Raw genomic sequence first — 16,950 nt, forward strand, 5'->3', positions numbered from 1 at the left:
GGAGGTATGTCGCACGCGCCGTTTCGCCTCAGTTGAACCACAGCGCGAAAGTCAGGAAGCCGGCGCCGCCGAACTCGCGCTGGATCTGGTCGAAATCGTCGCTGGCGAGGATCTTTCCGCTTTCGAGATAAGGCGCGATCGCCGGGCCGGTGATCGACAGCACGAGGTCGAAGGGTTTCGGCTCGTCGAAGAAGCGCTTCATGTTGATGCCCTTGCCGGTGATGCGGAAATGCGGCAGCAGCACGCGGCCCTCGAGAAGGTCCTCGGCCATGGTCAAAGTGGCGAGCCAGGCCGTTACCTGCTGCTCGCCAACCTCGAGGCCGGTGAGCGGATTGACACCCTTCTGCTGCGGCCCTGGCAGCCATTCGCGGTCGTTGTCGCTTTCGGCGAGGATCGCTTTCCAATCTTCGCGCGACAGCCGGATCATTTCCAGCAGGTGTCGGCGCGCCGCTTGCCGACGCTCCGGCTCGATCACCGGCCAGTTGACGAGATGCACCAGCGAGATGAAGTCGGCGAAGCGCCATTCCGAGGCGAAGATGTTGCCGCTCATGCCGCCGTCCGGCGGCACCAGCGCATCCTGCAACGGCAATTTTGCGCGCGGGAACAGCATGTGGAAGGAACCACCGAACATGGTCCTGAAATCATGCGCCAGCCAGAAATCGGCCTGGGCCATCAGGAATTCGGCGTAGCCCTGCAGCCAATAGCCGTCGGCGCGATCGAAGCGGAAGGCGAGCGAAGGAGCGGTATCGTTCGGGTCTACACTGCCGCGTGAGAGCGAGGCCATGATCGCGGCGATGCTTTCGTCGGGCGCTATGTTGCCGTCTTCGTTAAGGTCGATGCCAGCATGGGTGAGGTCGACCACCATGCCGATGTCAGCGCTGGCCGGCACGGAGCCGAGCATGGCGGCGGATTTCTCCAGCCGGTCGCGAAAGGCGACCAGGATGGCGCGGAATTCTTCGTAGGTCAGCGGCTCGGGATTGGGATTGTCCGGCACGGGCAGTCGCATCAGCGGCAGCATGAAGGACTGCGGGCTCTCGAAACCGTGGCGATGCAGCCCGCTGGCGAGGATCTCCAGGGCGGTGAAGAACTCGCCGGCGCCGGCGGCATAGGCCGATGCCGGATCCTTGGCCGCCGCTTCTTCCAAGGTCGACAGTGCCGTGTTCCGGTCAGCCACGCTCTTCGCCTCGAACATGACCTTTGCCGCCTCGGGCAGCTCCGCCCAGGCGGACGACACCGGCAGGCATGCAAACAAGGCGGCTGCAAAGATCGCTGAACGCATCGTCATTGCCCTCCATTGCGTCAGTTCGCGAGCATACACGCATTTAGCCCAAGGCGTCCTCCAGCCCGCACCGGTCGGCATGCTGCGGCTTCGTGGACGGCTTCAACCGGCTCGCGCGACAGTCTACACAGGGCTGACAAAGGGGCATCGCGTGTCAAACTATCCGCTCTCCTACAAACTGTCTTGGCTGCCGCGTTTCCTGAAACCGTCGCTCGGCGGTGACAGGAACGGTTTCGCGTCGACGGCTGCGACGCTGATCGATCCGCCCCCGGCGCAGACGGTGCGGCTTGCCTTCATCGGCGACATTTCGGCGGTCGCCAATCGCGCGGTGCCCGAATGCGATCCCGCGGTTGTGGCGCTGCTCGCTTCCGCCGATCTCGTGGTCGGCAATTGCGAAAGTCCGATCGTCGAGCGGCCGACCGCGGTGGTGGGCACGCGGCTCGGCACGCATCATGCGATGACCGAGCGCTTCCTGGCCGAAGCGCTGGCGGCAACCGGGATTGCCCGCGAAAAGCTCGTGCTGTCGCTCGCCAACAATCATATGCTCGACCAGGGTGTTCCCGGCTTCGAGGCGACGGTCGCGGCGCTTGGGCGGCTCGGCATTCGCACCATCGGCACCACTGTCGGCGGATCGGTCCAGCGCCATGCCGCCGGACCGCTGACGATCGGCTTCGCCGCTTTCACGCTTTGGCGCAATGCCGACGAGGCCCAATTCCGGACGCGGGTTTCGATGGCGAGCGATCCGGTCGAATGGCCGCGCGAGACGGGCGCAGGCATCGATCTCTTATGCGCCGTGCCGCATTGGGATTGGGAATTCCGGCACTTTCCGAGACCGGCGACGCGGGCGCTGGCGCGGCGACTGGCGGGCCATGGCGTGCGGCTGATCGCCGGCCACCACGCCCATGTCGTGCAGCCGGTCGAGCGCATCGGCGACAGCGTCGTTGCCTACGGCCTCGGCGATTTCCTCGGCACGGCCTTTGTCAGGCAGCCGTGGCCCGGGCGCATCGGCTCGATCCTCGTCGTCGATGTAAGCACTGAAGCCGCCACACGCGGCGCGATTGCCGCCTATGAACTGCGCCCCTTCATGCGGCTGCGCAGGGGGCGCCACGAGCGGCTGGTGCCGGTGGAGGCGCTGGAGGGATCATTGAAGCGGCGGGTTGCGGAACGCCTGAGCGCGATCTTTTCCGGCTGACCAACCGACTGTTGACCGATCCGCTTGCGGGGAACCCGCCGTAAAGGCGACCGTCGTGCGATACATACCGCTCAGCAATCGAAGCCGTATTGGGTGCGCATGTAGTCCGCTTCTTCCTTCGACATTTTCTTGAACATCACGCAGACGGTGAAGCTGCCGACCTGATGGCCGTCCCTGGTGTATCCCCAGTCGGAAATATCGTCCCTGCTGAATTCGATGTTCTGGCCGAAGACGACATTGTGAACAAGCTCCGGCTCGTTCGCCAATATGCCGACAAAGCCGGTGGCGGTCCGCTTGAAGGGGATGACCCAGAAATGCTCCGTCACATTTCCGTCCACGACCATGACCTTCAGCTTGAACTTGTCGGTTCCCGGCGGCGGCGCGTCCGACAAAGCCAGGAAGTCATCCAGGCTGGATCGCGCCTTGGCAATCGCCGCCGCCATTTCGGCATCGTCCGGGGCGACCATCACCGTCTTGTCGTCACCCTGATTGGCGTCTTGCGCTCGAACCTGCAAAGGGATGAGCATTAGCAGCAGGCAAAGCGCGGCGCGAACGGCAACGGTCATTGAAGTCCCCCAACTCCAGATAGGAAATCATCTTCCCGCATCGCGTCGACATTATCAATCAGGCGCCGTTGCGACGCGCCAAGCGGCGGACCTCATCGGCAGCATTGCGACGATCCCTATGGTTTTTGCGGAATGGTCGGTCTATCCGTCACGAGCGGATGGTAAGGGAGCTCTCCGTCGTCATAGCGTCGAAAGCGTCGAACGCCGGAGAGGACAGGATATGCGAATGAGATCTGCCGCTGCGGCGTTCGCCATGATCTTGCTTTGCGTTGGCGTGGCCGACGCGAAAGACCTGAAAGCCTTCAAGCTGACGATCGACGGCGTGACGGTCGACATCGATCCGGGCGAGGACGCGAATGTGAGCCTGCCGGGCGGCAAGACGGCCAAGGTCAGGCTCGACCGCAACGACTTCGCCACCTTTTCCGGCGGCACTTTTTCCTTCGTTCATCCGAGCAACATCTCCGTCACCAAGACAGATCTCGGCGACAGCATCACCCAGTACCTGGCCGCTTCGGCCCTCGGCACCATCGTCGTCGTGCAGGAATACGGCAAGATCAACCCGGTGCCGCTCAATCAGCTGATGCTGCAGGAGATGACGAAGGAATCGGTGCAGGCGGGCGGAACGCTGACGCAGCAGCCGACGACCCGCAAGCTCGCCGACGGCAAGCAACTGACCGGCATCAAGGCTACCGTGAAGACACGAACCGACAAGGCGGATTTCGAGATCGTCGGCCTCGGCCTCGCCGATCAGGGGTTGCTGTTCATCACGCGTATCGGCGATCAGGATGCGGCAACCGAGCAGCCGATGATCGACAAGTTCTGGCAGACCCTGAAGGTGAAATTTTAGAGCAATTCCAGGAAAGGCTCCAGCGGTTTTCCGTCCTGGGTTGCCGAAGCAAATATTACAGCCCGCTCGGCACCAATCCCGTCAGCCAGTTCGCCGACCGCTTCGCCATGTCGACGGTCGCGGTCGCCGCGCGGCTGAGATCGGTCTTGACCACGGCATAACCGGCCTTGGTGCGGTAGAGCACGGCGCTGCCGCCGTCGACCGCGGTTTCGAAGGCGACCGGCCGCGCGGCTTCCGTCTCGCTGGCCGTCACCGTCGCGCCGACCGGAACGCTCGGGCGATGGCTGAGCTCGGGCGGCAAGGGGGCGACAGTTCCCACGACGCGGTTCGTCGGCTTCAGTTCGGGCCCCGATGCCTTCGCCGCGAGCTCCGCGGTCGATGCCGAAACCTTGACGCGGCAGATACCTGACACCAGCGGATAGTTGAAGTTGCGCTGATGCAGCATCTGGCTCTTCATCGCCGCCTCGCATTCGGCGATCGTCGCCCATTTGGCGGGCGTCTCGCCGATATATTCGCAGAGCTTGGCGTCGCAGTCGCAGCCGACGATGGTCATGGCGATAAGGGCGGTCTTGATCACGGTCTTGTCCCTTGAATTCGTTCCCTGGCCGATCAATCGCCGGGGAACAAGGCGGGATTTGGCCGCGATTGTGAATTGTGCGTGTCGGCGCGTTGCGGAAGATTGCTTGGCCTTCGACTGTGGCGCGAGAGCATCAGTCGTGGGCGCCAGCGGAATGCAAGCCGCGGCGAAAAGGCAGCCCCAAAAGACAGTCGGCGCTGGGATTTCTCCCAGCGCCTCCCTGTCAGATCAGGAACCAGTCGCGGCAGCAACTTCCGTAAGGTCGTCGCGCCAGGCCGGCCTTGATTTTGACGGTCCTGCCAGTCGCCACCCGAGGGGCAGCGCCCGTTCCAGACCACGCCGATCTCCACCCTTGCGGGCTTCACCCAGCGCGCCATCGAAGGTTTCACCCGCCTTCATGGCAGCATCGGTCCGCCGTCGGCGTTCGCACGCTTTCCGCGGCCCCGCCGACATCCATCCCTCCAGCAGGCGAAACCTGCTCTCGTTCCGGGCCGTACGGGCCTCAGGAAATCCGCCTTGCGCTTTTGCCTTTCGGCTGGGGCGTTCGGTAGCCGCCTGAGATGGGTTCAATGTACGCCGGGTAAGGGGTTCGCGGAATGCCCTCGGACCTGTGGATAGCGGGATTATCGGGGACCGACGCAACAAGTCTCGGAATTCACGGCCCAAACTCCTTAGACAGCCTGCCCCCCCCGGTATTTCTGGGGCCTTTTGGACGATGAGCCTTGCCCTGCCCACCGCCCCGAGTTTCAATGCCGGCAAAGGACTACGGGCGGCTGCGGCGGCCAGAAGCCGCCTTGCGCTCTCAGGTCATAGCCTTGGGGGAGGTCAGGTTGAAGGTCGGGGTGGTTCTCAATCCAATCGCTGGAGGCGGCAGGCTCAAGCGTCATTGGCCCGAGGTTGCCGCATCGCTCAAGAAGCATTTCGGTGATTTCGATCTGCGCGAGACGCAGACCAGCGGCGATGCCGAGCGGCTGGCGATCGACCTGGCGGTCGACGGCTGCGAGCTGGTGATTGCCGCCGGCGGTGACGGCACGGCGAGCGAGGTGGCTGACGGGCTGCTGCAGGCGGAGCGTGAGACCGGCCGGGCGAGCGAGCTCGGGCTCCTGCCTTGCGGCACGGGTATCGATTTCGCACGCGGATTGGGACTGTCGGATGAAATCGAGCCGGCGCTGGCGCGATTGGCCGGTGCAAGTCCGCGCAGGGTCGATGCCGGGCGTATCTGCTACATCGACGACCACGGCGCGCTGGCCAGCCGCCACTTCATCAACATCGCCAGCCTCGGCCTTTCAGGCGCCACGGACCGCGCGGTCAATTCCGACAAGCGCAAGGGCCAGGTTTCGGTCAAGGCACTGTTCTTCTGGCGAACGGTGCTGGAATTCCTCCGCTATCGCTTCCAGGACGTCAGGATCACCATAGACGACGGCGAGCCGACCGAGGCGCGCATGGCGCTGGTGGCGGTCGCCAATGGGAAATTCTTCGGCGGCGGCATGATGATCGCGCCCTACGCCGAACTCTCCGACGGTCAGTTCGACATCGTCATCGTGCGGTCGGCGAACAAGCTCGGGCTGATCCGGGACATCCGGCTGCTCTATGGCGGGCGTCACCGCAACCACCCCGCGATTACCATGTTGCGCGGCCGCAAGGTGCTGGTCGAGCCGTTGGGCGATGTGGAGACGAACGGGGCGCTGGTCGACATAGACGGCGAGTCGCCGGGCCGTATCCCCGCGACTTTCGAGATCCTGCCCGGCGCGTTGACGCTGAGATGTTGAATCAATCACCTCAGTGGTTGATTCCGCAACTGCTGTTAGGCGATTGAAATAGCTGGCTAAAATTTTGCCGGTTAGATTTCAAGCTTCGCTGGGAAGCCCGGCGCACGGAGTTCCGCTCCAACAGCATCCTCGAGCAGCTTGACGATCCGCGTCGACCAGGCGCCGCCGCCATAGGCTTCCTTGCCTTGCTCGAAAATCGCGTTCACGCGCGACGCCAAGTCGAGCGGCACGCCGAAATCCCTGCCCATGGCAAGCGCGAAGCCGAGGTCCTTCAGCGCCAGGTCCATGGTGAAGCCGATGTCGTAGGAGCCGTTCAGCACCAGCTGGCTTTCGGTCTCGTGCACGAAGCTGTTGCCGGAGGAGGCAGCGATGGCGTGGTAGGCTTGGGCGAGGTCGAGCCCGCCTTGCTTCGCCAGCATCAGCGCCTCGCCGGCGGCGACCAGATGGATGAAGGCCAGCATGTTGGTGATCACCTTGATCACCGCCGCCGAGCCAACCGGGCCCATAAGAAAGGACTTGGCGCACATCGCCTCGATCGCCGGCCGGTGCCGCTCGTAGAGCGCGGCATCGCCGCCGACCAGCGCGGTGATCTTTCCTGCCGCCGCCAGATGCACGCCGCCTGTGACCGGACATTCCAGCGCCTCAATGCCCCTCGCAGCGGCCAGCGCCGACAGGCGCAGGATCTCGTCGCGCCCATTGGTCGACATCTCGATCCAGGTGCCGCCGGTCGGCAGGCCGTCCAGCAGCCCGTCAGGGCCGGTCAGCACCGCTTCGCTCACGTTCGGCGAGGGTAGGCAGGTGATCGCGTTGCCGGCTCGCGCGGCCGCCTCCGCAGGATTTGTTGCAGATGTTGCCCCGAGCGCGATGAGGCGCTCGATCGCCGCCGGGTCACGATCGAAGACGGTGACGGCAAAGCCGTTGCGCAGCAGGCTGGCGGCAAGGTTGCCGCCGAGATGGCCAAGGCCGATGAAGGCGTAGGCGAGGCGCGTGCTCACGGCATCAGCGGCGTCTGCATCATCTGCAGATGCAGGTCCTTGCCGCTGTAGGGATGCGCGTCGCAGACCTCCTCGTTGAGCTCGACGCCGAGGCCAGGCTCCTTCGACGGGATGACGTTGCCGTCTTGCCATTCGATCTTCTTCTTGAGCAGCGTGGCGTGAAAACCGTCCCACTGCTTCAGCGATTCCAGGATGAGGAAGTTGGGCAGCGTCACCGCAAGCTGGATGTTGGCGGCGCCGACGATCGGCCCGCAATAGCAGTGCGGCGCGACCTGGATGTGATAGGCCTCGGCCATGGCGGCGATCTTCTTGGTTTCCAAGATGCCGCCCGAGCGGCCGAGATCCGGCTGCAGAATGGTCGCGGCGCGGTTCTCGATGACGCGGGCGAATTCGAATTTCGTCGTCAGCCGTTCGCCGGTGGCAATCGGGATCGATGTGCCGCGGGCGACCTGCGCCATCACCTCGGGCATGTCGGGCGGCACCGGCTCCTCGAACCACAGCGGATCGTAGGGCTCGATGGCACGCGCGAGCCGCAGCGCGCCCGAGGCGGTGAACTGGCCATGCGTGCCGAACAATATGTCGGCCCTGGTGCCGACCGCCTCGCGGATCGCCTTGATCATGCTGGCGGAAACGTCGATGTCGAGAAGCCGCGGCTGATGGCCGTCGAAGGCGGTGTAAGGACCGGCCGGGTCGAGCTTGACGGCGTTGAAACCCTGCTCGACATATTCGAGCGCGCAGGCCGCCGCCATCTCGGGATCGTTGTAGACATTCCTGCCGCTCGGTGCGTCCTCGGAATGGACGCTGCCGGTGTGCGGATAGAGATAGGTGTAGGAGCGAAGCGTCTCGTGCACCTGACCGCCGAGCAGCTTGTAGACCGGCTTGTTCGCCTCCTTGCCGATGATGTCCCAGCAGGCCATTTCCAGCGCCGAGAAGCAGCCCATGCCGGAAACGTCCGGGCGCTGGGTGAAGCCGGACGAATAGATACGGCGGAACAGGTTTTCGAGATCGTGCGGATCGCGGCCGATCAGGTAGCGCTCGGCCATGTCCTCGATCATTTTTGCCGTGACATGCGCCGAGAAGGTCGCGTTGTAGGCCTCGCCGTAGCCGACCACGCCGCCGTCTGTGGTGAGCTTGACGAAGATGAAATACTTGCCGCCGATGCCGGGCGGCGGGTTGCCGACAACCCAGGTCTTGACGTCGGTGACTTTCATTTCTGATCCTCCAGAACCAGCTCGGCGCCTTTCCATCCGGTGAGGATCGAGGCGGCGTTGGTGTTGCCGGTGATGTTGTCGGGAAAGATCGACGCATCGATGACGCGCAGACCGCTCAACCCGTGCACCCGAAGCCTAGGATCGACGACGGCGCGCGAGGCGTCCGGACCCATGCGGCAGGTCGAAACCGGGTGATAGACGGTGCCCGAGCGCTTCCTGAAATCCTGAATCAGATCGGCATCGGAAGTGATTGACGGACCAGGCAAAACCTCTTCCTCGATGATCTCGGCCATCGCCGGCATAGCGGCGATCTTGCGCACGAACTTCACCGCCGCCAGCATCTCGTCGACATCGGCGTTGGTGGAATAGGCGTTGGCCGTGATCTTGGGATAGTCGCGCGGATTCCTCGAGCGGATCATGATCTCGCCGCGGCTCGACGGGCGGCAGTTGGAAAGGCCGATGGAAAAGCCAGGCCATGGATCGGGCGTCAGGATCGGGCGTTCGCCGCTCTTCGGAATGACGGTCGAGAATGCCTGGAAATAGAGCTGCATGTTCGGCCGCGCCATCGACGGGTCGGTGCGGAAGAAGCCGCCGGCATTGTTCATCGACAGCGACAGCGGGCCTGAGCGCAAGAGGATGTATTGCATGCCGACCAGCAGCTTGCCCCACCAGGGGCGCAGGATCTGGTTCAGCGTCGGCAGCTTGCCCTTGAAGGTGTAGTTGATGCCGACATGGTCCTGCAGGTTCGCACCGACATTGTCGTTGGCGCGGACGACCGGAATGTCGAGGCCGCCAAGCAGCGCCGACGGACCGACGCCGGAAAGCTGCAGCAATTGCGGCGAGTTGATCGAGCCGCCGGACAGGATGACTTCGCGGCCGGCGCGCGCGGTCTTGGTCTCGCCGTTCTGCTGATACTCGACGCCGACGGCGCGCTTGCCTTCGAACAGGATTCTCGTCGCCAGCGCGTTGGTCTCGACGCGGACGTTGCCGCGCTTCATCGCCGGGCGCAGGAAGGCGCGGGCGGCGGACATGCGGCGGCCGTTCCTGGTGGTGATCTGGTAGACGCCAACGCCTTCCTGGGTGGCGCCGTTGAAGTCCGGATTGAACGGCAGGCCGGCCTGCTGCGCGGCGGCCAGGTAGCGCTTGGTCAGCGGGTGAACGGCGTTCGAGCAATCGGTGACGTGCAAGGGGCCGCCGACACCGCGCCACTGGTCGGCGCCCGCCTCGTTGTCCTCCAGCGCCTTGAAGGCGGGCAGCAGGTCGTCATAGCTCCAGCCGGGATTGCCGGCGGCAGCCCAGGCGTCGAAATCTTCGCGCGCACCGCGGATGAAGACCATGGCGTTGATCGAGCTCGAGCCGCCGAGCAATTTGCCGCGCGGCCAGTGGTCGGCATTGTTGCTGAGGCCGGGATCGGGCTCGGCCTTGTAGTTCCAGTTGACGGCCCGATCGAAGAAGGTTTTGCCGTAGCCGAGCGGCATCTGGACATAGAAACGCCGGTCGCTGCCGCCCGCCTCCAGCACCAGCACCGAAAAGCGGCCCGAGGCCGAGAGCCTTTCCGCGACGACCGAGCCGGCCGATCCGGAGCCGACGATGATGAAGTCATAGGTCTGCATGATGCGCGGGCGGCTCCGAAAATCCGGCGCTTACCCTAGACATTGCGGGCTCACCGCGTCGCCGGGGCTTCCGGCATGGCTTGTGAAAAAAGCGACCGGTTGAGCGGCGCGCTTTTCGCTTTCAGCAAAGCTTGCGACATGGCGACCGCGTTGGTACGGGTTCAGGCGGAGCAGCGGTTGAAGGACCTTCTCATGGTGCATTACGCGGACGGAAAGCCGCTCGGCGATCTGACATTGAGGACGCTCGCCATGCCTTCCGACGCCAATGCCGCCGGCGACATTTTCGGCGGTTGGGTGATGGCGCAGATGGACCTTGCCTGCGGCATCCGCGCGGCCGAACGCGCCAAGGGCCGTGTGGTGACGGCGGCGGTGAGGGAGATGTCCTTCGCCAAGCCGATGAAGATCGGCGACACGCTGTGCATCTACACGCATGTCGAGCGCGTCGGACGCACCTCGATGACGCTCAAGGTCGAGGCATGGGCGCAGCGCTATCTCTCCGACCTGATGGAAAAGGTCACCCATGCCGATTTCGTCATGGTCGCGCTCGACGGTGAAGGCAAGCCGAAGCCGGTTCCCGCCGAAGGCTGACGCGAGCCGATTCTCCCAGTTCCGGGATATTTGTAACAACGTCCGCGCGGGCGATGCGCTTCGCGACATCCAAGGTTGCCTTCACACCCGATTCTGCGGGCGGTGGAGGGAAGACAATGCGTCAACACATGCTGAACGGCTGGCTGGTGGCAGCCCTCCTCGCCCTGGTCTGTCTGCTCGGCATAACCGCCTATGCCGAAATCAAAGAAGACCTCCCGCGTGTCGCCTGCTTGCACGGCAGCGCAGATGTCTGGGAGCCGGCCGCGAAGTGCGGAATCTGCAGCCCAAGGCCTTGTGACGGCCTCGCGCCAAGGGCCTGAATGCGTTCCGTCGGAACCCGGCTGTCGTCGTCAGGGCTCACCGCGCGTTGGATCGGCATCGAGCGCCAACAAAAGAAGTCGGTAGGTCGTTCAGAAGCAGTCGGAAGTTGAGCCGCGAGCCTGCCGCGATGCCTTGAACCCCCTGTGTCGCAAGGCTTTCAGGCTTTCTGGCGGTCGAATTTCGCGCGCGCTGCTTGCACACGACTGGTGTTCTTGCGCGCCCATTCGCCAAGCGCGCCGACCGGCACCAGCAGCTCGTGACCAAGCTCGGTCAGCTCGTAATCGACACGCGGCGGAATGGTGGGAAACACCTCTCGCGTGACAAAGCCGTCACGCTCCAGACCGCGCAGGGTGGTGGTCAGCATCTTCTGTGAAATGCCGCCGACGGCGGTACGCAATTCATTGAAGCGCATTGCTCCGCCGCCCAGCTTTCCGACCACCAGAACGGTCCATTTGTCGCCGACCCTTTGCAGGATTTCCGACACGGCCCGGCAGTCCTCGGTGTTGTGCGGGTGCCTCAGTAACAAAAATGTGCCTCCTTGCGTGTGGCTTTGTCAGTATCACATATAGCGCCGGTATCCAAACGATACCAGAAATTCCCGCAAGGAGAGCCCCTTATGTCCAAGCCCAAAATCGCCATCGTCGTCGGTTCGACACGCGCCGCCCGCTTCGCCGACGTGCCGACGCAGTGGATCGGCAAGATCGCCAAGGCGCATGCCGATATCGATGTCGAAGTCGTCGATCTGCGCGACTTCCCGCTGCCCTTCTTCGACGAGGTCGCATCGTCCGCCTGGGCGCCGTCGCAGAACGAAGTGGCGCAGCGCTGGCAGAAGAAGGTCGCCGAGTTCGATGGCTTCATCTTCACCGCCGCCGAATACAATCACGGCCCGACCGCCGTTCTGAAGAACGCCATCGACTACGCCGCCAATGAATGGAACAAGAAGCCGGCCGGTTTCGTCGGCTACGGCAGCGTCGGCGGCTCGCGCGCCGTCGAGCAGCTCCGGCTGCATGCCGTCGAGCTGCAGATGGCGCCGGTCAAGTCGGCCGTCCACATCGCCTGGGGCGATTTCCTGGCCGTCCGCCAGGGCGAAAAGAAGCTGGAGGACATCGAGCACCTGAACCAGGCGGCCGCGGCGCTCGTCAACGACGTTGCCTGGTGGGCCAAGGTCCTGAAGGCGGCTCGCGCGGCCGATGCGATTGACGCCGAAGCCAAGGCGGCTTGAGCCGGCACCATCTTCCCAAGATACTGTTCCCGAAGGGGCGGCGCTTGCGCCGCCCCTTTCAATTTGCGGAACTCGAACTGCTTGTCTTGCTTGGATCCTTGGATTGATCCCTTTAAGCCGTCCTGCGTTCGGCCGGACTACGTTTCCTTGCGGTCACTTGACCGCTCGGAACGGCGCGTTAGGTGTAGGCCCGAATCCGCCGAAGACGAACACACCACAGTCGTGGAGAGCGAAATGCCTTGGCTTGGCAGATGGCGCAATCAGTATGGGTCCGTCCTCGACATCACCGGCGAGGACGGCGGCCGGATCGAAGGCGCGTTTCGCACGGCGCTCGAAGACAGCAGCTTCTATGGACAGACCGTGCCGATATTCGGCATCGCGCATGGCGACGTGATTGGAATAACGGCCGCCGGTGAGGGTACGGCCGGCCCCGCCGCAGTGAGCTACACTGGCATATTGCGGGACGGCAAATTGGAGACGATGTGGCTGACAGTGGCAGGCAGCACCATCACCGGCAAGGAGGGCGAAACCGCTTCCCGCAAACAGGTAGGAACCTGGCGTGCCTTCGGCACCAGCCTCGACACCTTTGTCCGAGAATAGCCAAGCTAGCAGGCCTCGAGTGCCTCGCCAGGAAGCGGCGCAAGCCGTTGCTGCCCGGCGCCGCTCTGATCGCGATCGCTGCCGCCACGCATCGAGACTGCCGGCGAGGGCGTGGACCCGCGCCTCCTGGGAAGCTGCGTGACGGCGCCGCTATTTGTCTCCGACCGGTCTTTCTGCGGTTATGCCGTATATGTGGCGATCGATGCCAGGCTGGCCGCGCCGTTGCCGGATGGGCTTTCGTTCGAGGCCGGCAAGGTCGTGCTGGTGCCCTGATTGCCACGTTCGATCAGATTTTTCGGAGTCCTTTCGCTTCACGCGATCTTGCCGTCCACGATATGGATGCGGCGCTGCATGCGCGCGGCCATGTCCAGGTCGTGCGTCACGGCGACCACCGCCTTGCCGCGCTCATGCACCAGGTTCTGCAGTATTTCGAACACCTGCTCGGAACTCTTGCTGTCAAGGCTTCCGGTCGGCTCGTCGGCGAGGATAAGCGGGGGGTCATTGGCGAGCGCGCGCGCCACCGCGACCCGCTGGCGCTGGCCACCTGACAACTGATCTGGCCGTCGGTCGAGATGCTCACTCAGTCCAAGCGAGCCGAGCAGATCGCTGGCGCGCTCGTGCATCTCGCCTCTCGCGAGCAGGCCCAGCTTGCGCATCGGGATCTCGACGTTTTCGCGCACGGTGAACTCCGGCAGCAGAAAATGGAACTGGAACACGAAGCCCATCATCTCGAGCCGTGTTCTGGCGCGTTCCTTTTCGTCCATAGGACCACTGTCACGGCCGGTGATCGTGAGCCGACCTGAAGTCGGCCGGTCGAGAAGGCCGAGCAGGTAAAGCAGTGACGATTTCCCTGAGCCGGACGGACCGGTGATGGCAACGAATTCCTTCTCGTCGATCCGAAGAGAAACGTCCTTGACGAGCGTCACCGGCACCGTCTCCGGTAGAATTCGGGTCAGCCTCTCGGTCTCTATCAGCGTGCTCATGTCGCGCCCCTGATGATGTCGACCGGGTTTTGCCTCGCCGCCCGCCGCGCCGGCAGAAAGCCGGCCACCGCCGCCGAGCCGACCGCGAAGACCGAGGCGATGATGTAGTGCAGCGCGTTCCAGGCGATCGGCAGATGCGTCATCTCCCGGCCGGCAGCGGCGATCTTGAAGCTCACCAGCGACAGCGCATAGACCAGGGCGAAGCCGAGCAGGCAGCCGAGCGCCGAGCCGCCGGCGCCGATCGCCACGCCTTCAAGCAGGAACAGCCGCCGCATATCCGCTTCCGGGAAGCCGAGCGACTTCATGATGGCGATGTCGCGCGTCTTCTCGTGGGTGATGGTGGAGATGATGTTGAAGATGCCGAAGCCCGCGACCAGCATGATGGCGCCGACCACGGTATACATGATGACGTTGCGGATGACGAAGGCCTGCAGGATCGCTTCGTTGGCCTCTTGCCAGGCCACGGCCTTGTAGCCGAGCTCTGCCTCAGCGCGGTGCGCCACCAGCGGCGCGCGGTTCGGATCGTCGAGCTTGACCCGGATCTCGTTGATGACGTTCGGCCGCTCCGCAAGGATCTGGGCGTTTTTCAATAGAATGTAGGCCTCGCCCTCGTCACGCGCGGTCGTGCCGGTGTGGAACAGGCCTGTAATCTTGAAGTTGCGCGTCTGCCCCTCCGACGACACCGCCGTTATCGTGTCGCCAAGCCCGGCACCGAGCCTGCTCGCCATTGTGTCGCCTATCAGCACGTTGTTTCCGCCCGCGGCCAGCGCCGCAAAATTGCCGGCGACGAAGTCATCCACGATCGGCGACACGCCGCGCTCGCGCGCCGGTTCGATGCCGATGATGGCGGCACCGGTCTCACGGCTTGAATAGCGCATCACGCCCTGTGTCTTTAGGCTGACAGCGAACCGTCCAGGTATCCAGCTTTCGAGCCATGCGATGGCTTCGGTCGGATTGATGATGCCTCGGCGGTCGTCGCGTGGCCTAAGCCCCGATATGGCAACGGCATCGAACACGTCCTCGACAGGCTGGCGGCGAGCAACGCGCTGCTCGTCTGTCATGTCGACATGCGGCATGGTGTCGACGAGCTGCCTGACGAAATCGTCCTGCCCGCCTTGCATGAGCGCGGCCATGGCGACCGAGAAGCCGACGCCGACCGCCACCCCGATCAACGCCACCAGCGTCTGGCGGCCGCGGCCGGCGATATGCGTGACGGCGATGTCGAGGATCAGCGGCATCTCGCCTCACGTGTCTTTCTCGGTGATCTTCACACGCGTCCCATCCTTGAGGTCGGCTGGGTAGGGCGAGACGATGCGATCCTGCTCGCCGACGCCGGACAGCACCTCGACGCCCTTCACGCCGCGAATACCGGCGCGTATCTCGCGCTTATGCGCCCTGTCGCCTTCGACCACGACGACATCGTTTCCCTGAACCGCGGCGGAGGGAACCAGCAGCGCGTTTCTGGCCACGCGAGTGACGATGTTGACATCGGTCGACATGCCGATCCTGAGCGGCGTGTCGTCCGGCAGGCGGAAGTAAACCCGATACGTCTTCGTCACCGGGTCGCCCTTGGGGGTGATCCGGTCGACGACCGCTTCCAGGTTCCGGCCCGGGAAGGCGTCGGCTCTTAGCAGCGTCCGCTGGCCAACCTCGACGCGTGGAATATCTTCCTCGTTGACCTCGGCGACCACGAGCAGCGGCCGCGGTTCGCCGATCCAGAACAATATGGTGCCGAGTTCGGCGACCTCACCCACCTCACCGTCCTCCCTCAGCACGACGCCCGGGCTCGGCGCGCGCAATATGTAGGTTTCGAGGCGTGCTTTCTGCGCAGCGATCAGCGCTTCGATCTGAGACAGTTCGCTGCGCGCTTGATCCAGCGCCTGCTGGCTCGCAGCGTTTTTTTCCGCGAGCACCGTCTGGCGCTGGAATTCCTGTTCGGCCAGGGCCCGACGCGCCTCGAGCTCGCCGAGAGCGGCCTTGACCTCGCTATCGTCGAGCCGGGCAAGCACGTCGCCGCGCTCGACTCGCGAATCCTCGCAGTCGCACCGCTCGACAATTCTCTCGCGGACCACGGGCGCCACCTTTGCCCAGGTCCTCGGCTCTACCGAGCCGCTGGCATAGACGATCTCCGCCGCGTCGCCGCGTCTGGCCGTCACCACCGAGATCGGCGTCGGCTGCAGCATATACCAAGTCGCGGCGGTCGCAGCCGCTGCGGCGACGACGATGCCTGAAATCCAGCGTCTAAAGCGCATGAAGCGCTCCTCTTTCAAGGGCGGACCCATATCGTTAGACCGACCGTCGGTCTATACTATTTGAAACGTATTGACAGCGGAGGCGTTCCCGCCTGTCGATCACGCCTTCAGTAACGTTCGAGGGAACCGAATTGGCCAGAGTGATAAAGTCGCCGGAAGTGCGCTCCGCCGAGCTTCTCGACTGTGCCCAGCGACTGTTCTTCCAGCGTGGTTACGACGACACGACGGTCAACGACATCATACGCGAGGCCGGTCTGTCGAAGGGGGCGTTCTACCACTACTTCGCCTCCAAGGAGGCACTGCTGGAAGCGCTCGCGGCGCGGATCGCGCGCGAGAGTCTCACCGAACTCGAGCCCATGCTGGAAGATCCTTCGCTCGATGCCATCGGCCGGCTCAACGCGCTTTTTTCCGGATCGCAGCGGCTCAACGTCGAGTTGGCCCCGCAGCTCCGGAAAACTTTCGCCGTGGTTTTTCGGCCGGAAAACGTCGTGCTCTTCCACAGGATCGACGAGGCCGCCAGGGAGCTCGCTTTGCCGATGATCGCACGCCTCCTGAGGAAGGGCAGTGAAGAAGGTACTTTCGAGGTGCCCGATCCGATTGCATTCGCCGACATGCTCCTTCAGATCAGGCTGATCTTCCGGGACGTGATGCATCGTGCGCTGCGCCAGGCCGAAGGAGGCGATCTCGAGGAAGCCGCGCACCTGCTCGAGGAGCGGCTGCGGATCTACGGCATCGCGGTTGACCGCTTGCTCAAGCTGCCTGACGGGACGATCGAAGCAGTTGAGCCTGGTTTCGGCCGAGCATTCCTGGGGGAGAAGTCCTGATTGTCCGCGCGCAGTGCGGTTCGCGTGAAAGCTGGAGGAGCGCCGTTCACCGCGAAGGTCGCGCTTTAGCCGGTTCTCGATGCGCGACCGCCGGAACGGCCGACTTCCGAG

The 16,950-nt window shown here is 64.0% G+C and carries 18 protein-coding genes; 8 read left to right on the forward strand and 10 right to left on the reverse strand.

The window, feature by feature from the left end; translation table 11 throughout:
- Nucleotides 1-28: 28 nt before the first annotated feature.
- Nucleotides 29-1,285, reverse strand: coding sequence for a hypothetical protein (locus QAZ47_RS13200; RefSeq protein ID WP_278233531.1), 1,257 nt, complete (start codon nt 1,283-1,285; stop codon nt 29-31).
- Between the two features lie 145 nt (nt 1,286-1,430).
- Here QAZ47_RS13200 and QAZ47_RS13205 point away from each other — a divergent pair, with 145 nt between their 5' ends.
- Nucleotides 1,431-2,471: a CapA family protein gene (locus QAZ47_RS13205; protein ID WP_278233532.1), complete on the forward strand. Its 1,041-nt coding sequence runs from the start codon at nt 1,431-1,433 to the stop codon at nt 2,469-2,471.
- A gap of 71 nt (nt 2,472-2,542) precedes the next feature.
- Here QAZ47_RS13205 and QAZ47_RS13210 read toward each other — a convergent pair whose 3' ends face one another.
- Complete coding sequence (locus QAZ47_RS13210; RefSeq protein WP_278233533.1) at nt 2,543-3,037, reverse strand: DUF2314 domain-containing protein; 495 nt, start codon at nt 3,035-3,037, stop codon at nt 2,543-2,545.
- 226 nt (nt 3,038-3,263) lie between these two features.
- On the opposite strand from QAZ47_RS13210, the gene QAZ47_RS13215 reads away from it, so the two are divergent.
- On the forward strand, nt 3,264-3,884 hold the full coding sequence (locus tag QAZ47_RS13215) for a hypothetical protein (protein ID WP_278233534.1): 621 nt from the start codon (nt 3,264-3,266) through the stop codon (nt 3,882-3,884).
- Nucleotides 3,885-3,939: 55 nt separating this feature from the next.
- Here QAZ47_RS13215 and QAZ47_RS13220 read toward each other — a convergent pair whose 3' ends face one another.
- Entirely contained in the window at nt 3,940-4,461 is a 522-nt protein-coding gene (locus tag QAZ47_RS13220; protein ID WP_278233535.1) for a hypothetical protein, read from the reverse strand.
- Nucleotides 4,462-5,291: 830 nt separating this feature from the next.
- Here QAZ47_RS13220 and QAZ47_RS13225 point away from each other — a divergent pair.
- Nucleotides 5,292-6,230: a diacylglycerol kinase family protein gene (locus tag QAZ47_RS13225; RefSeq protein WP_278233536.1), complete on the forward strand. Its 939-nt coding sequence runs from the start codon at nt 5,292-5,294 to the stop codon at nt 6,228-6,230.
- A gap of 71 nt (nt 6,231-6,301) precedes the next feature.
- Here the strand turns inward: QAZ47_RS13225 and QAZ47_RS13230 are convergent, their stop codons facing one another.
- Genes QAZ47_RS13230 through QAZ47_RS13240 form a run of 3 tightly spaced genes read right to left on the reverse strand, consistent with a single transcriptional unit; the run spans nt 6,302 to nt 10,049 of the window.
- Nucleotides 6,302-7,225, reverse strand: coding sequence for an NAD(P)-dependent oxidoreductase (locus tag QAZ47_RS13230; protein ID WP_278233537.1), 924 nt, complete (start codon nt 7,223-7,225; stop codon nt 6,302-6,304).
- Nucleotides 7,222-8,436, reverse strand: coding sequence for a mandelate racemase/muconate lactonizing enzyme family protein (locus tag QAZ47_RS13235; protein WP_278233538.1), 1,215 nt, complete (start codon nt 8,434-8,436; stop codon nt 7,222-7,224). The genes QAZ47_RS13230 and QAZ47_RS13235 overlap by 4 nt, the downstream gene beginning before the upstream one ends.
- Nucleotides 8,433-10,049 (reverse strand): GMC family oxidoreductase N-terminal domain-containing protein, encoded by a 1,617-nt coding sequence (locus QAZ47_RS13240; protein ID WP_278233539.1) that lies wholly within the window; start codon nt 10,047-10,049, stop codon nt 8,433-8,435. Before QAZ47_RS13240 ends, QAZ47_RS13235 begins: the two co-directional genes overlap by 4 nt.
- Nucleotides 10,050-10,241: 192 nt before the next feature.
- Here QAZ47_RS13240 and QAZ47_RS13245 point away from each other — a divergent pair, with 192 nt between their 5' ends.
- Nucleotides 10,242-10,637, forward strand: coding sequence for an acyl-CoA thioesterase (locus tag QAZ47_RS13245; protein WP_278207833.1), 396 nt, complete (start codon nt 10,242-10,244; stop codon nt 10,635-10,637).
- A gap of 478 nt (nt 10,638-11,115) precedes the next feature.
- Here QAZ47_RS13245 and QAZ47_RS13250 read toward each other — a convergent pair whose 3' ends face one another.
- A complete protein-coding gene (locus QAZ47_RS13250) occupies nt 11,116-11,484 on the reverse strand; it encodes a helix-turn-helix domain-containing protein (protein ID WP_278233540.1) in 369 nt (122 codons plus the stop codon).
- Between the two features lie 90 nt (nt 11,485-11,574).
- Between QAZ47_RS13250 and QAZ47_RS13255 the strand changes: the two genes are divergently transcribed.
- From QAZ47_RS13255 to QAZ47_RS13265, 3 genes are all read left to right on the forward strand, one after another.
- Nucleotides 11,575-12,180: an NADPH-dependent FMN reductase gene (locus tag QAZ47_RS13255; protein WP_278233541.1), complete on the forward strand. Its 606-nt coding sequence runs from the start codon at nt 11,575-11,577 to the stop codon at nt 12,178-12,180.
- Nucleotides 12,181-12,414: 234 nt separating this feature from the next.
- The gene (locus QAZ47_RS13260; protein ID WP_278233542.1) at nt 12,415-12,780 is read left to right on the forward strand and encodes an avidin/streptavidin family protein; all 366 of its coding nucleotides are present in this window, start codon (nt 12,415-12,417) and stop codon (nt 12,778-12,780) included.
- A 111-nt stretch (nt 12,781-12,891) separates the two neighbouring features.
- Nucleotides 12,892-13,053: a hypothetical protein gene (locus QAZ47_RS13265; RefSeq protein ID WP_278207205.1), complete on the forward strand. Its 162-nt coding sequence runs from the start codon at nt 12,892-12,894 to the stop codon at nt 13,051-13,053.
- A 38-nt stretch (nt 13,054-13,091) separates the two neighbouring features.
- Here QAZ47_RS13265 and QAZ47_RS13270 read toward each other — a convergent pair whose 3' ends face one another.
- From QAZ47_RS13270 to QAZ47_RS13280, 3 genes are read right to left on the reverse strand one after another with little or no spacing between them, the layout of a single operon-like run.
- Nucleotides 13,092-13,763, reverse strand: coding sequence for an ABC transporter ATP-binding protein (locus QAZ47_RS13270; RefSeq protein ID WP_278233543.1), 672 nt, complete (start codon nt 13,761-13,763; stop codon nt 13,092-13,094).
- Nucleotides 13,760-15,001, reverse strand: a complete 1,242-nt coding sequence (locus QAZ47_RS13275; protein ID WP_278233544.1) for an ABC transporter permease — start codon at nt 14,999-15,001, stop codon at nt 13,760-13,762. The genes QAZ47_RS13270 and QAZ47_RS13275 overlap by 4 nt, the downstream gene beginning before the upstream one ends.
- A 6-nt stretch (nt 15,002-15,007) precedes the next feature.
- A complete protein-coding gene (locus QAZ47_RS13280; protein ID WP_278233545.1) occupies nt 15,008-16,015 on the reverse strand; it encodes an efflux RND transporter periplasmic adaptor subunit in 1,008 nt (335 codons plus the stop codon).
- Between the two features lie 131 nt (nt 16,016-16,146).
- Between QAZ47_RS13280 and QAZ47_RS13285 the strand changes: the two genes are divergently transcribed.
- Nucleotides 16,147-16,839, forward strand: coding sequence for a TetR/AcrR family transcriptional regulator (locus QAZ47_RS13285; protein WP_278233546.1), 693 nt, complete (start codon nt 16,147-16,149; stop codon nt 16,837-16,839).
- Nucleotides 16,840-16,950 lie beyond the last annotated feature (111 nt).

This window comes from Mesorhizobium sp. WSM4904 (assembly GCF_029674545.1).
In the GTDB taxonomy this organism is placed as follows: Bacteria; Pseudomonadota; Alphaproteobacteria; order Rhizobiales; family Rhizobiaceae; genus Mesorhizobium.

Bases quoted from the DNA above. Each gene is read 5' to 3' on its own strand.
- QAZ47_RS13235 (WP_278233538.1), bottom strand. From the start codon at position 8,436: ATGAAAGTCACCGACGTCAAGACCTGGGTTGTCGGCAACCCGCCGCCC.
- QAZ47_RS13255 (WP_278233541.1), top strand. From the start codon at position 11,575: ATGTCCAAGCCCAAAATCGCCATCGTCGTCGGTTCGACACGCGCCGCC.
- QAZ47_RS13280 (WP_278233545.1), bottom strand. From the start codon at position 16,015: ATGCGCTTTAGACGCTGGATTTCAGGCATCGTCGTCGCCGCAGCGGCT.
- QAZ47_RS13275 (WP_278233544.1), bottom strand. From the start codon at position 15,001: ATGCCGCTGATCCTCGACATCGCCGTCACGCATATCGCCGGCCGCGGC.
- QAZ47_RS13240 (WP_278233539.1), bottom strand. From the start codon at position 10,049: ATGCAGACCTATGACTTCATCATCGTCGGCTCCGGATCGGCCGGCTCG.
- QAZ47_RS13200 (WP_278233531.1), bottom strand. From the start codon at position 1,285: ATGACGATGCGTTCAGCGATCTTTGCAGCCGCCTTGTTTGCATGCCTG.
- QAZ47_RS13270 (WP_278233543.1), bottom strand. From the start codon at position 13,763: ATGAGCACGCTGATAGAGACCGAGAGGCTGACCCGAATTCTACCGGAG.
- QAZ47_RS13210 (WP_278233533.1), bottom strand. From the start codon at position 3,037: ATGACCGTTGCCGTTCGCGCCGCGCTTTGCCTGCTGCTAATGCTCATC.
- QAZ47_RS13215 (WP_278233534.1), top strand. From the start codon at position 3,264: ATGAGATCTGCCGCTGCGGCGTTCGCCATGATCTTGCTTTGCGTTGGC.
- QAZ47_RS13245 (WP_278207833.1), top strand. From the start codon at position 10,242: ATGGTGCATTACGCGGACGGAAAGCCGCTCGGCGATCTGACATTGAGG.
- QAZ47_RS13260 (WP_278233542.1), top strand. From the start codon at position 12,415: ATGCCTTGGCTTGGCAGATGGCGCAATCAGTATGGGTCCGTCCTCGAC.